Origin of the sequence: Campylobacter geochelonis (assembly GCF_013201685.1) — a bacterium.
GTDB classification, from domain to species: Bacteria; Campylobacterota; Campylobacteria; order Campylobacterales; family Campylobacteraceae; genus Campylobacter_B; species Campylobacter_B geochelonis.
Genome location: NZ_CP053844.1, coordinates 1,739,968 through 1,753,488 on the forward strand (window position 1 = coordinate 1,739,968; position 13,521 = coordinate 1,753,488).

At 34.8% G+C, this 13,521-nt stretch carries 13 protein-coding genes; all 13 read right to left on the bottom strand.

Annotated elements, in window-relative coordinates; all coding sequences use genetic code 11:
* Position 1 precedes the first annotated feature (1 nt).
* The 13 genes from CGEO_RS07985 to CGEO_RS08045 all read right to left on the bottom strand — a co-directional run bounded on the left by CGEO_RS07985 (position 2) and on the right by CGEO_RS08045 (position 13,417).
* Positions 2 to 838, bottom strand: a complete 837-nt coding sequence (locus tag CGEO_RS07985) for a 50S ribosomal protein L11 methyltransferase (RefSeq protein WP_075540150.1) — start codon at positions 836 to 838, stop codon at positions 2 to 4.
* Positions 839 to 910: 72 nt separating this feature from the next.
* A complete protein-coding gene (hisA, locus tag CGEO_RS07990; protein ID WP_075494515.1) occupies positions 911 to 1,618 on the bottom strand; it encodes a 1-(5-phosphoribosyl)-5-[(5-phosphoribosylamino)methylideneamino]imidazole-4-carboxamide isomerase in 708 nt (235 codons plus the stop codon).
* A complete protein-coding gene (gene hisH, locus CGEO_RS07995) occupies positions 1,618 to 2,235 on the bottom strand; it encodes an imidazole glycerol phosphate synthase subunit HisH (RefSeq protein WP_075540149.1) in 618 nt (205 codons plus the stop codon). Before hisH ends, hisA begins: the two co-directional genes overlap by 1 nt.
* Positions 2,232 to 3,122, bottom strand: coding sequence for a PDC sensor domain-containing protein (locus CGEO_RS08000; RefSeq protein ID WP_075494517.1), 891 nt, complete (start codon positions 3,120 to 3,122; stop codon positions 2,232 to 2,234). The genes hisH and CGEO_RS08000 overlap by 4 nt, the downstream gene beginning before the upstream one ends.
* A complete protein-coding gene (pglF, locus tag CGEO_RS08005) occupies positions 3,122 to 4,930 on the bottom strand; it encodes a UDP-N-acetylglucosamine 4,6-dehydratase (configuration-retaining) (RefSeq protein ID WP_172658130.1) in 1,809 nt (602 codons plus the stop codon). Before pglF ends, CGEO_RS08000 begins: the two co-directional genes overlap by 1 nt.
* 31 nt (positions 4,931 to 4,961) lie before the next feature.
* Entirely contained in the window at positions 4,962 to 6,056 is a 1,095-nt protein-coding gene (gene pglE / locus CGEO_RS08010; protein WP_075494518.1) for a UDP-N-acetylbacillosamine transaminase, read from the bottom strand.
* A 27-nt stretch (positions 6,057 to 6,083) separates the two neighbouring features.
* Positions 6,084 to 6,293, bottom strand: coding sequence for an alkylphosphonate utilization protein (locus CGEO_RS08015; protein WP_075494519.1), 210 nt, complete (start codon positions 6,291 to 6,293; stop codon positions 6,084 to 6,086).
* The gene (gene pglD / locus CGEO_RS08020) at positions 6,293 to 6,880 is read right to left on the bottom strand and encodes a UDP-N-acetylbacillosamine N-acetyltransferase (protein WP_075540148.1); all 588 of its coding nucleotides are present in this window, start codon (positions 6,878 to 6,880) and stop codon (positions 6,293 to 6,295) included. Before pglD ends, CGEO_RS08015 begins: the two co-directional genes overlap by 1 nt.
* Positions 6,867 to 7,472, bottom strand: coding sequence for an undecaprenyl phosphate N,N'-diacetylbacillosamine 1-phosphate transferase (gene pglC / locus CGEO_RS08025; protein WP_075540147.1), 606 nt, complete (start codon positions 7,470 to 7,472; stop codon positions 6,867 to 6,869). The genes pglD and pglC overlap by 14 nt, the downstream gene beginning before the upstream one ends.
* Positions 7,465 to 8,580, bottom strand: a complete 1,116-nt coding sequence (gene pglA, locus CGEO_RS08030; protein ID WP_075531428.1) for a N,N'-diacetylbacillosaminyl-diphospho-undecaprenol alpha-1,3-N-acetylgalactosaminyltransferase — start codon at positions 8,578 to 8,580, stop codon at positions 7,465 to 7,467. The genes pglC and pglA overlap by 8 nt, the downstream gene beginning before the upstream one ends.
* Before the next feature lie 565 nt (positions 8,581 to 9,145).
* Positions 9,146 to 11,245 (bottom strand): STT3 domain-containing protein, encoded by a 2,100-nt coding sequence (locus CGEO_RS08035; protein WP_075540146.1) that lies wholly within the window; start codon positions 11,243 to 11,245, stop codon positions 9,146 to 9,148.
* Positions 11,226 to 12,350, bottom strand: a complete 1,125-nt coding sequence (pglJ, locus tag CGEO_RS08040; protein WP_075540145.1) for an N-acetylgalactosamine-N,N'-diacetylbacillosaminyl-diphospho-undecaprenol 4-alpha-N-acetylgalactosaminyltransferase — start codon at positions 12,348 to 12,350, stop codon at positions 11,226 to 11,228. Before pglJ ends, CGEO_RS08035 begins: the two co-directional genes overlap by 20 nt.
* On the bottom strand, positions 12,347 to 13,417 hold the full coding sequence (locus tag CGEO_RS08045) for a glycosyltransferase (RefSeq protein WP_075540144.1): 1,071 nt from the start codon (positions 13,415 to 13,417) through the stop codon (positions 12,347 to 12,349). The genes pglJ and CGEO_RS08045 overlap by 4 nt, the downstream gene beginning before the upstream one ends.
* Positions 13,418 to 13,521 lie beyond the last annotated feature (104 nt).

The window sequence follows — 13,521 nt, forward strand, 5'->3', positions numbered from 1 at the left end:
TTTATATTTCCCTTTCTTTTTTAAATACAAGGCTAACCCATTCATTTTTTTGCTCAAATTCAACAAATTTAAGCTCTTTAAAGCTGTCCTTGATTCGCTCAAGATATTTTTCTAAAATTCCTGAGAGAATCAACACCCCACCATCTTTTACACTCAAAATCAACTCTTTTTTAAGCATCAAAATCACATCTGCTATAATGTTTGCCACCACCATATCGCACTTTTTATCTAAATTTGATATGCTACCAACCCAAGTTTTATCTATACTAACGCCATTTTTGCTAGCATTTTCAACGCTTGCTTGTATAGCTTGCTCATCTGTATCGCACGCTAATACTTCAAGCCCAAGTTTTTTTAATGAAATGCTTAAAATTCCACTCCCACATCCAACATCAAGCGCTGTTTTATAGCCATTTTTATACTTTTGAATAAGCTCTAAACACATATTTGTGCTTTCATGATGCCCTGAACCAAAAGCAAGTGCAGGATCAATCACAACATTTAAAAGCCCATTTTTTGGCTCTTCCCAACTAGGATGGATGTAAATTTCTCCAACTTCTACTGGCGAAACGCCCTTTTTATACTGCTCTATCCAGTCGATATTCTCTTTGCTTTGTAAATTTAAACTCAGATCAATAGCTAAATTTAACTCTTTTTCAAGCATTTTTTTATATTCTAAAAGTGCAAATTCAATATTTTCTAAACTATCTTCATCGCGTATTATAAATGAATTTTCTCTCTCTTCAACGCACTCGATACCAAGCTCAAAAACAAAGTCTTTAAAAAGCGAGATTGCATTAGTGCTACTTATAGTTAGTTCAAAAAAATTATCACTCATGAAAATTTTACCTTTAAATTTTAAATAGTTTTAGAAAAATTTGATTTTACAAAATTTATCTTCAAATTTCGCTTAGCTTAAAGAAAAAGCCTCTTTTAAATCGATTTTTCCCTCATAATACGCTTTTCCGACTATTATGCCTGCGATTTTACCACTGTTTTTTGCAGCTATTATATCGTTTATATCCTTTACTCCACCACTTGCTATGGTGTCAATTCCACTTGCGATAGCGATTTCTTCGCTAAATTTGATATTTACGCCACTTAGCATGCCATCTTTGCTAATATCAGTGCAAATTATCGCGTCCACTCCAGCATTTGCATACTCTTTTGCCAAATCAACAGCTCTCATATCGCTAACTTCCGCCCAGCCCTCAACTGCAACCATGCCATCTTTTGCATCGATTCCTACGACAAGAGAGTATTTTAAAGCCATATCTTTTACAAACTGCGGATTTTTAAGTGCGATTGAGCCTAAAATAAAGCGATAAACGCCTAAATTTTTATACTCGATTATGCGTTTTTCATCGCGAATTCCACCACCTACTTCTATGTTAAGGTTAGTTGAGCTAACGATTTTTTCTATGACTTTATGATTTCTTGCCTCACCTGCAAAAGCTCCATCAAGATCAACTATATGAAGCCATTTTGCTCCCATATCTTCAAACTTTTTAGCAAGCTCCCAAGGCTCTTTGCTATAAACTTTAGCGCTATCCATAAGCCCTTTACTAAGCCTAACTGCAAGTCCTTCTTTTAAATCAATCGCTGGTAAAATTTCCATTATAACTCCACAAAATTTTTTAGTATCTTTATCCCATTTTCATGGCTTTTTTCAGGATGAGGCTGAATAGCAAAAATGTTATCTTTGCAAACTGCACTTACAAACTCATATCCATATTTGCTTTTTGCTAGCACAATATCATCGCCACACTCAACGTGATATGAGTGAACGAAGTATAGATAAGCGCTTTTGTTTAAACCTAAATTTAGCTTTGTATCGCGAGTAAATTCCATGGTATTCCAGCCGATGTGCGGGATTTTAAGATGCTCGTCTTGTCTAAATTTAGTTTTATCAAATTTAACCACTCGCCCATCTAGTATGCCAAGTCCTTTGCTAAGTCCAAACTCATCGCTTTCTTTAAACAAAAGCTGAAGCCCAAGACAAATGCCTAAAAATGGCTTTCCACTCTTTACAAACTCACGCAACGCTTGGTCTAAATTTCTATCTTTTAACTTACTCATCGCATCGCTAAAAGCTCCAACTCCAGGAAGCAAAATTTTATCAAATTTACTCACATCATCGCCGTTTTTAACAAGGCTAGACTTTGCTCCAACAAAATCAAGCGCATTTACAACGCTTTGTATATTTCCAGCTCCATAGTCGATAATCCCTATCACTCTTTTGCCTTTTTATTTATATAGATATATATACTTAAAGATATCATCATTATCCCAACTCCAGCAATTAGATATATCGCATAAACCACGTGCTGTGGATTTGTAATAGCAAATTTAAACACCAACATCAACGACTCAATCGCCAAAGCTATGATAATAGAAGCAATAAACCTAACCATCGTATTTGAGCCGCCCTCTTTGGAGTTACTATGTCCTAAAACTTCCTCTTCAAAAATAGTCTTAACCAGATCGAAAATCGCTAATGCAAGAGTTAGCAAAATGGTTGATTCAAATATATCTGAAACATCGGTATCGTGGGTATAAACATAGTATAAACTCCTCATAGCCAAAAAGAAAAGATATGATGAAATCATAAAAAGCGCTACTGCAAAAAATGTATAAATTCCTCTTGTAAATTTACCAAAAATTCCATCAAACGAGCTTGGATTTATAAATCTTAGCAAATCAGCCAAAGAGATATCCATACAAGCGATATAGATAAGCTCTTTTTTGTCATTATAAACAGGCATTGACATCGTAACACAAAGCTCACCAGTTAGCGACGATGGATAAGGATCACTTAGATAGCAACGCTTCTCTTTTACGGCGTTGTAGTAGTAAGATCTACCGCTTCTGTTTTCGCCATCTCCTATCACATACTCTTTGTTGTTGCTGTAGTTGTTTCCAACTTGAACGCCATTTCTATCAAGTATATAAAAAGCATCGAATTTAATCACATCATGAGCTAGTTTTTCTAGCCCTTGCTCAACATGCTCTTTGCTTATACTTGGCAGATAATTTTGTATATTTCTGTTAAATAGATACGACAGATAGGCTCTTGCTTTGTGCCTTATATCGCTGTATTCTTGAATCTCTTTTATAAACACTAATTTTCCTTTTTATTAAGCGCGTGGTTAAATTCAGGCACAATCTCTTTAAGTTTTAAAGCAACTTCATCGCCTTGAGAATTTAAAATTTCTTTAATCTGCAAATTTAGCTTTTCTAAATCATAACTACTAGAACTCGTTACAAAAATAGACTCAAATTCGGTCTTTTTATCATTTTCATCGATTAAAACCTCTTCATAAAGCTTTTCCCCTGGTCTAAGTCCGACAAACTCGATACCAAGCTCAGCTTTGTTGGCTAGTTGAAGCATCTTTTTAGCCAAATCAACTATCTTAACTTGCTCGCCCATATCAAGCACAAAAAGCTCACCACCCTTTGCAATCGAAGCTGCTTGAAGCACGAGCTGACATGCTTCGCTTACTAGCATAAAGTAACGAACTATATCTGGATGAGTTACGCTTAATGCGTGGTTTGCTTTGATTTGGGATTTAAATTTAGGTATCACGCTTCCACTTGAGCCAAGAACGTTGCCAAAACGAACAGCAACGATTTCTGTTTTTCCTATCTGGCTTGAGTTTAGCGCGTAAATTTCGCAAATTCTTTTTGTTGTTCCCATGATATTTGTTGGGCGAACGGCTTTGTCTGTTGAGATGATAACGACTTTTTTAACACCATATTTTTTAGACATATCAACTATGTTTTTTGTGCCGATAATGTTGTTTTTAACCGCCATATGCGGATTTAACTCACAAAGCGGAACATGTTTGTAAGCAGCAGCGTGGATAACTACTTCTGGTTTTAACTCACCAAATACCTCTTCAATCTCGGCTAAATCAACGATATTTACCATTTTAAGGATATTTCTATCATCGCTATTTGTTTCTTGGTCGATTTTATAAAGGTTAAATTCGCTATGATCTACCATGATAAGGCATTTTGCACCAAATTTCAAACACTGCTTGCAAATCTCACTTCCGATAGTCACACCAGCTCCAGTTACAAGGATAACTTTATCGTGTAAAAACTCTTTAACCGCGCTATCATCTAAATCTTTTGGCTTTCTAGCTAGCAAATCCTCGATAGAAATATCTCTGATTTTACTCTCTTCATCTCCGATAAGTGAGAAAATTTTAACATCTTTTATGCCATAACCTATAAGCTCATCATAGAGTTTTTTAAGCTCATCTTGCTCAAGTTTTAAGGCTATAATCGCAGTTTTAACCTCATCGCTTTTTATCAAATTTGCTAATTTTGACTTTGGTTGAACGACAAAATTCTCACAACTTGTTCCAACCATGCTTTTTCTATCATCAAAAACGCCAACCGCGTAGTAGTTTATATAACCCTCTTTCATGCCTTTTAGCACGTGAAGCGCCTTTTTTGTAGCTCCTATAACAACGCAAGGCTCATTGCTAGATGTGATTTTAGCATTATCAAAAAATAGCCTTTTTGAAATTCTAACTCCACTTATAAGGATATAGGAAAGTGCCGCGTCTATAATGATAACACTTCGTGGAAATGGCTGAAAAATATCTGAAAAGATAGCAAAAATCACAGCGAAAATCGCCATAACTATAAGATGAACATAAAATATCTTTTTAGCCTCATAAAGCCCAAAAAATCGCCACGGAACGGTATAAATTTTAAAAGTCCACAAAAATATAATCTTAAGAGCTGCTAGAACTACGCAACCTAAAAGCAAACCTTTATAAAACTCATTTGGTATATCTCCGTTAAATCTAAGAAAAAATGCACAAATAGTCGCTAAAATCGATACGAATATATCGCATGTTATAAAAAATATGATTCGCCTTAATTTAGTCGGTTTAAAAATTTCACTTAGTTTCATTTATCTATCTTTTTTAATTTTTTAATCAAATTTATATATTTTCTTTGACTATTTTACAGACTTTATCAATCTCTTCATCTTTTAAATCGCTTCCACTTGGTAAGCAAATTCCACGCTCAAAATACTCCTCGCTCGTGCCATCAACCACTGCAAGTGCGTTTTTAAACAACGGCTGAAGATGCATCGGCTTCCACAATGGGCGACTTTCGATATCTTGTTTTGCCAAAGCATCGATTACTTTTAAGTGGGCATTTTTTTGCTTAAACAAAAGCGTTGTAAGCCACCTGTTGCCTCTGCTTTCTTCAACTTCAGGCATAAATTCTAAGTCTAAATTTGCTAAATTTAGTTTATAAAGCTCAAAAATCTCTCTTTTTCTTGCAACTCGTTGCTCTAAAACTTCCATTTGACCAACGCCAATCGCACCTAAGACATTGCTAAGGCGGTAGTTATATCCAAAATCTTTATGCTCATAGTGAAGCAGCGGCTCTCTTGCTTGCGTGCTATAATACCTTGCTTTTTCTACTAGCTCTTTTTGCCCGATCAACATCCCGCCGCCACTTGTTGTGATGATTTTGTTACCATTAAAGCTTAAAGCTCCCATTTTACCGATTGTTCCAAGAGCTTTAGTTTTATACCAGCCACCAAGTGCTTCAGCCGCATCTTCGATAACTGCGATGTTTTCACTATCGCAAATTTCCATTATCTCATCCATCTTGGCAGCTTGCCCATAAAGATGAGTAACAATCAAAGCTTTTGGTTTTTTAGGTGCTGTTAAAATCGCTTTTTTAAGTAGTTCTGGACTTAAATTCCAACTCTCATCGCAGTCGATAAACACAGGCTCACATCTTTCATAAAGGATGGGATTAACCGAAGCTGCAAAGGTAAAACTAGAGGCTAAAACAACATCGCCATCTTTAATCCCAAGCACACGAAGTGCTAAGTGAAGCGCAGCTGTACCGGCATTTAATGCTAAAGCGTCATCAACTTTACAATAAGCTTTTATACTGTCTTCAAATTTATTAACATACTCGCCAAGAGGTGCTATATAGTTGCTTTCAAAAACTTTTTTTACATATAGCTCTTCGTTTTTTCCTATATTTGGGGGGCTAAGAAAAATTCTTGCCATTTTATACCTTTCTTTTTTTGCTTTTAGTTAAATCTTTTTAACAAAACAAGTTTTTAACACGACAACGCCGTATTTATCAAGCCTGCACTCGATTTCATCATCTTTTGAAGTGAGTTTTATGCTCTTTGCTTTTGTGCCTTGCTTGATAATTCCGCTTGTCCCTTTTAACTTCAAATCCTTAATCACACTTATACTATCGCCCGCATTTAGCTCGTTTGAGTTTGCATCTTTTGGCACTATTTCTCCTTTATAAATTTAGTTGGAACGCCTACATATACGCCATTTGGTGCTAAATTTCGCACCACAACCGAACCGGCTCCAACGCTAACATTTGAGCCTATTTTTATCCCTTGAATCACACTTGAACCAATGCCGATGTGAGAAAACTCACCAACGTAGACATTTCCAGCAAGCGCGGCATTTGGGCTAATGTGAGCAAAACGCTCTATAACGCATTCATGTTCAACAACACAACCTGAGTTTAAAATCACACCATCACTAACTTTTGCAAAAGCATTTACAACGACATTTGGCATAACACAAACTCCAACTCCAAATTTAGCACTTGGCGAAATCACGGCGCTTGGGTGGATTAAATTTACTACTTTAAAACCACACTTTTGAACTTTTTCTTGTAGTATAGCTCTTGTATCGTTTACTCCAACGCCTATAAAGATATCAAATTTAGGTAAATCTTTGCTAAATTTAGTATCACTACTATCATCTAAAAACACAACCTCATCGTATCCACAAGCTCTTGCGATATCAGATAAAACTTGCCCATGTCCGCTTGCTCCATAGATATAAATCTTAGTTTTTACCATTAAATTTCTCCGTTGTAGCCATGCCTTCTTTGCTAACGCCATCTTTTTTAATCACTTTTTTTATCGTTAAAAGTGCGATTTTAACATCTTGCATAAAGGTTAGATTACGCGCGTACTGCGTATCATACTCAAACTTTTTTTCCCAACTTATCGCATTTCGCCCATTAACTTGCGCAAGTCCAGTAATCCCTGGGCGAACGGTATGACGAAGACGTTGGTTTGAAGAGTAAATTTTAAGATATTCAACTAAAAGTGGTCTAGGACCGATAAAACTCATATCGCCTTTTAGCACATTAAAAAGCTGTGGAAGCTCATCAAGGCTTAGACTTCTGATTTTTTTGCCATACTCGTTTAAACGAAGCTCATCTGGTAGAAGTTCGCCATTTTCATCTTTTTCATCGCTCATTGTTTTAAATTTATAAATTTTAAAAATTTTTTCATTCAAACCCGGTCTTTCTTGCCTAAAAATGGGTGTGTGGCTTATGTTTTTGCGCACTAAAAAATAGACTATAAGCATGATTGGCGAGGTTAAAACTATCAAAATCAACGCACCAAAAAAGTCTAAAATTCGCTTAAAAAACATACTATACATCGATAAATTCCTTATAAATTTCTATATATTTTTCAACGATTATCTTTTCATCGTATTTTTCTAAGACCATATTTCGCCCATTTTCGCCCATTTTTTTAGCCATATTTTCATCATCAAGCAAACTCTCAATCTTACTAGCCAAATCCGCACTATCTTTCATCTTACAAATAAGCCCATTCGCGCCATCTTTAACCGCTTCAACGCACCCATCACAATCACTAACCACAACAGGCAAACTCATACTCATAGCCTCTAAAACAGTGATAGGAAAGCCCTCTTTGTAGCTTGGAAGCACGAACATATAAGCGCTTTTATAAAGCTCGCAAATATCGCGCCTCCAGCCAAGCCACATTACATTTTCATCTTTTAAAAATGCCTCATTTGCGCTTGATTTATTTCCCTCATAACCCTCGCCCACAAAGACAAAAACGCAGTCTTTTCTGTGTTTTAAAAGCTTAGCTGCCTCGTAAAACTCGCGCACGCCCTTATGCCACATAGCCCTACCCATCATCAAAACGACTTTTTTATCGCTTAAATTTAAGCTTTTATAAAGCTTGTTATCAAATTTAGCGCTGTTTACCCCAACGCTTTTTATACGAAAAACCTTGTTTTTATCTATTAAATTTTTACTTATCATATAGTCTGGATCTGAGTCATTTACAAAAATGCAGCCATTTGATTTGCTAAAAGCTTTTTTATACAGCCGTTCGATTATAAAGCAAATAGCTCTAGTTTTAAAATCGCTGTCTATATAAAAACTACCCAAACCTTCGACTAAATTTAGCACAACTTTTATGCCGATATCTTTGGCTACAAATGTGCCAAAAACGTTTGATTTGTGGGCTGAAGTTTGAAGCATATCTAAATTTAAGCTTTTTAAAACTTCTTTTAAATTTGAGTTGTTATCAAAAACCTTAAACGGATTTATACTAGCCTTATCAAGCTCGTAAGTTACGGTGTTAAACTCCTTTTCAAGCTCTTTTGTATAGGCTCCTTTTGGAGCTATAGCAAAGACTTCATGCCCCATTTTTGCTAACTCCCTCATAATTGGAGCGCGAAAGAAGTAGAGGCTCATATCCGCGTGACTTAAAAATCCGATTCTAGCCATTTTTTAATACCTTAATTTGCTTAAGCAAAACACGCGATATTCGCAATCGGTGGTTCGTAAAGTCGCAACGATAATTTGTATCGTTGCTTTGTTTACTCATATCCGCGTGACTTAAAAATCCGATTCTAGCCATTTTTTAATACCTTAATTTGCTTAAGCAAAACACGCGATATTCGCAATCGGTGGTTCGTAAAGTCGCAACGATAATTTGTATCGTTGCTTTGTTTACTCATATCCGCGTGACTTAAAAATCCGATTCTAGCCATTTTTTAATACCTTAATTTGCTTAAGCAAAACACGCGATATTCGCAATCGGTGGTTCGTAAAGTCGCAACGATAATTTGTATCGTTGCTTTGTTTACTCATATCCGCGTGACTTAAAAATCCGATTCTAGCCATTTTTTAATACCTTAATTTGCTTAAGCAAAACACGCGATATTCGCAACTTGTTTCTTTAAATATATCTAAATTTACACGCGAAAAAATTCTCATCTTAAAACTCCAAATTTTAAAGTCGCAAGTTGTCGTTTTAACACTAAATTTAGACTTTTTTTAACCAAATTCATCATCTTTTTAACCTATAGACTTTTGCATCTTTATCTAAAATCACTGGCTCAAAAAGCTCTTTATCATAATTTTCTAGCACAAAAAGTTGCACATATGTCGATTTAAACGCCTTTTCATCGGCTATTATAAATGTTCCATTCTCTTTTGTAAAAATCAAGTATAGCGCCCCATCAAGATCTACATCTATCGAGCTTACATTAAGCTTTTTGTTCGCATCATAACCAGTTTCATAAAATTTCTTTATCTTAAGCTGCTCACTGCCCATATTTATCGTTGTTAAATCATGGCTTATAAGCATACCGTTATCCAAAACAAGCCCATTATCACTGTTTGAAACTGCTTGAGCGGTTATAAAAATTTGGTTTTTATAACTTTTGCCATCTTTTAAATCCAAATTTGAAAAGTATGTAACAACTGGAAATATATTTAACATTCTTTTTGGCAAATAGTAGTAAATTTCACGCGTTTTTTGTGGCAACTCAAAGCTCTTAAAAGAAAGCGCGTATAAAAAGTCATCTATATCGGTTTGATTATAGTCTTTTAACATCTGATTTAAAAGTGCGAAATTTTGGTTAAATTGACGCTCTGTATACTCAACAGCAAGGCGCGCCATGTTTGCTGAGCTAGTTTGGTCTTTAAAAAGCGAAAAGCTAACTGGATAGTTATCATTTCCTAAGTGTTTTCCGCCATCTACAAGAGTTTTAACATCGCTATAGTAGCGAATCGGATAACCATAATCCCACCACGCAAGCACATAGTCCTCTCTGCCGGTTTTGTGTTTTAACTCATCTAAAACCTTAACTTCTTCGTGGAAAAACACGGTTGGACTTTTATACTCAACGATATGCTTAATGGCTGGAGTTAAAGCAAGCATGGTTATAACTACCAAAATAGAGTTTTTTACAGCATTTTTAAAACCAAGTAAATTTAGCAAATAAACAACTAAAAAACCAAATCCAAGCCCCATAACAGGAACTGCATAAATAGTAAATCTAAGTCCGGCTTTAACCGCTAAAAAGCCTAAAACCAAAAGTGGAAGCGAGATAAGAAATTCTTTATGTTTATAGCACAAAAGCGCATAACCAAAAAGAGATATGATAAACACAACCACGTGAGAACTAATGCGGTTCATAAAAATCTCAGGTGGGACTATGCCTGATTCTTGTATGGTTTGATTTACATTAAAAAATTTAAAAACCATACCTTGTTGGCTTACTTCAGCAACATCGCGTAAAATGTAGAATTTAAGCTGGAAAATTATAGGATTTAACCCACCCTTATAAGCAAAAACAGCAAAAACAACAACTCCTATGCTAGCTATTATTTTGTAGTTTAAATTCTTTAAAACAAACAGCAAAAACAGAGCAAAAATAGCTATAAATTTAACTTCAAAAGAGAGGTTAGAAAGTGCTAAAATGATTAAAATAATAGTTTGATAGTTTACTAAACTTTTTCTTTCAAAAACCAAAGTATATAGCAAAAACATAGTAAGAAAGCCCGAATTTAGCGTAAATGCCGAGCCATACCACCACTGATAAATCAGCACAAAAAACGGCGCTAAGATAATAGAATACCTATCTTGCTTCACAACTACTCGTATCATACCCCATAAAACAAAAACCGCTAAGGTGATATTTAGCATATCAGTATCGTAGTATCCTGCCATCGTGCGATTGTAGTAGCTGTTTGCCACACAGGCGATTAGTGCGCCTATAAGACCTGCTTTTGTAGCTCTAAACTCGTTTGCTATCATCACGATAGGCACGACAAGCAAGGAACTAAAAAACACACTCATATATAAAATCAACGCTTCAAAGCTAACTGGCAAAATGGTATATAAAAAAGCAGTTAGTTTTGAAAGCGGACTCCAAACATAGCTTAAGTCATTTGGCTGATGAAATCCAGCGATAATATCACGCGCGCCCTCTGCAAAGGCATATCCATCGCCGGTATTTATCATAACCTCGCCATTATACATCAAATCCTCAAAACCACTAGCCCACGAAACCCAGTAAAGCCTAATAGTTATACTAAAAATGAATGCGATAAAAATCAACGCAATTGTTAGAATTCTTGAGTTAAGCCTTGTTTTGTTCATAAATTTCCTCTAATTTAATAATAAGCTTTGAAGCTATATTTTTCTTTTCAAAAAAGCAAGCTCTTATTTTAGCCTTATTTTCATAAAACTTAACATAACTTGGCTCATCGATGGCTTTTTGCATCGCTGCTTGCGTGCTAGATAGATCATTTACACCGACTAAAACGCCCCACTCATTTTCACCCATAAGCTCTTTTGCGCCACTTTTATGATCGCTTGTAATCACTAGCTTTTCACACGCTAAAGCTTCTATTAAGGCGTTTGAAAATCCTTCAAAAAGCGAGGTAAAAACAAAAGCATAGCATTTTGACATATATTTATAAGGATTATTATCAAAGCCTAAAAGATGAACTCTTTTTTCTAAATCAAGCTCTTTAATTAACGCTTCAAGATACTCTCTTAAAATACCCTCGCCTAAAATCACAAGATCCTTGTCATTATTTTTAAGTCCTGCGTAAGCTTTGATTAAAAGTTCGTGATTTTTCCCACTATCAAGCCTGCCAACGCTTAAGAAAAACGGCTTGTTAAAATCGATTGGCTCGCAGCTTAAGGCGTGAATTTTTTCTATATCGATGGCGTTGTATAAAACGCTCATTTTACGCTCATCTATGCCAAAATTATCTCTTAAATCGATTAAATTTCCCATAGAATTTGGGAAAATCCACTCCGCTTTTGGATAAAAAAACTTAAGTAAAAATTTACTAACTTTTGACTTGAAATTATCCTCTTTATAAAGCACAGATGGAGTTGAACACTCATTAAAAACCATCGGCTTTTTATCGCCAAAAACTCGCCCAAATCCAGCCACATAACAAGGTCGGTTCATCCAAACAAAATGCATATCAATGCCGAGTTTTTTACAAAGTGCTTTGTATTTTAGCCCTAAAAATGGTAGTTTTATAAGCTTTTTAAAGCCATTTTCAAATGGAGCTGATTTTTCTATAAAATGAACCTTAACTTCAGGCGCAATCTCATAAAAAATCCTCTCATTCATCAAAACCAAATGCACTTCGTATTTTTTAACAAGCTCATCAAGCAAGATACTTACAACTCGCTCAGCCCCACCACCAGCCATTGAGTATATAAAAACACTAAGCTTTTTCATTGTTTGCTCTCTTTTATAACACTATTAACCAAATTTTCCCACTTTTGCATTATATTTTTTGGGCTAAATTTATCTAAATTTAAACTTGCATTTTTAACTAAATTTTGCCTAAACTCATCATCAACCATAAGTTTTTCTAAGTTGTTAGCCAGAGCTTTTGTATCATTAATCGGTGCTAAAACTCCATCAACGCCATTTTTTATCAATTCAAGCCCACCAAAAGTAGCTGAGCTTAACCTTGCGCACCCATAAAACGCACTTTCAATCAACACATTTGGCAAACCTTCACTAGATGAGTTAAGTACAAAAATTTTAGACTTTTTATAAAGTTCGCCAACATTTTCAACATGACCTAAAAACTCAACTTTAAGCCCTAAATTTTTAGCCTTTTGCTCTAAACTCGCATGTCTTGAGCCATCTCCTGCTATGAGAATTCTCCACGTATTTAAAAGTGTTGGATTTAGCATTGATAAAGCTTCAAGTTGCCCATCATAGCCTTTTACATCTTCAAGCCTTGCTACACTCAAGATGATATTTTCTTTTTTATATTGAGTTAAATTTGATGATATTTTACCAAAAAATGGGTTATACATCAAAACGCAATTTTGGTTAAATTTTGAGTAATATTCATAGTCTTTTTTAGTCAAAACCGTAAGCGATGAAGCTTGTTTATAGGCTAAATTTCGTATAATTGTAAAAATTTTGCTTTTTAGATAATCATGTGCATTATGTTCTGTTAAAATAAGCTTGTACCAAAGCCCAAAATTTGCCACTACACACGCAACATTTGTCCAGTCAATAAAACTTATAATAACATTAGGATTTTGAGCCTTAAAACACTCTCTTAGCTTTTTATATTTATCAAATTTAGAACCACTTTTATAGACATTAAGATAAATAAATTTTATATTTTTATCAAATTTATATAAATTTTCATTTTCTTCTAATATGGCAATCGATACTTCATAACTTTTTGCAAAGTGATTAGCTATAACTTGTAAAACTCGCTCAGCTCCGCCATTTCGAAGCGCTGCAATTACAAAAAGAAGCTTTGTTTTTTCTTTCATTTTATCTCTTTATTTTTTATAAATTTTAAAACCAGATTAAAAAGCCTTTGACTATTTCTAAGTAAAATTATAAGAAATTTAAAGCTTTTATTTTTTATTGTTAT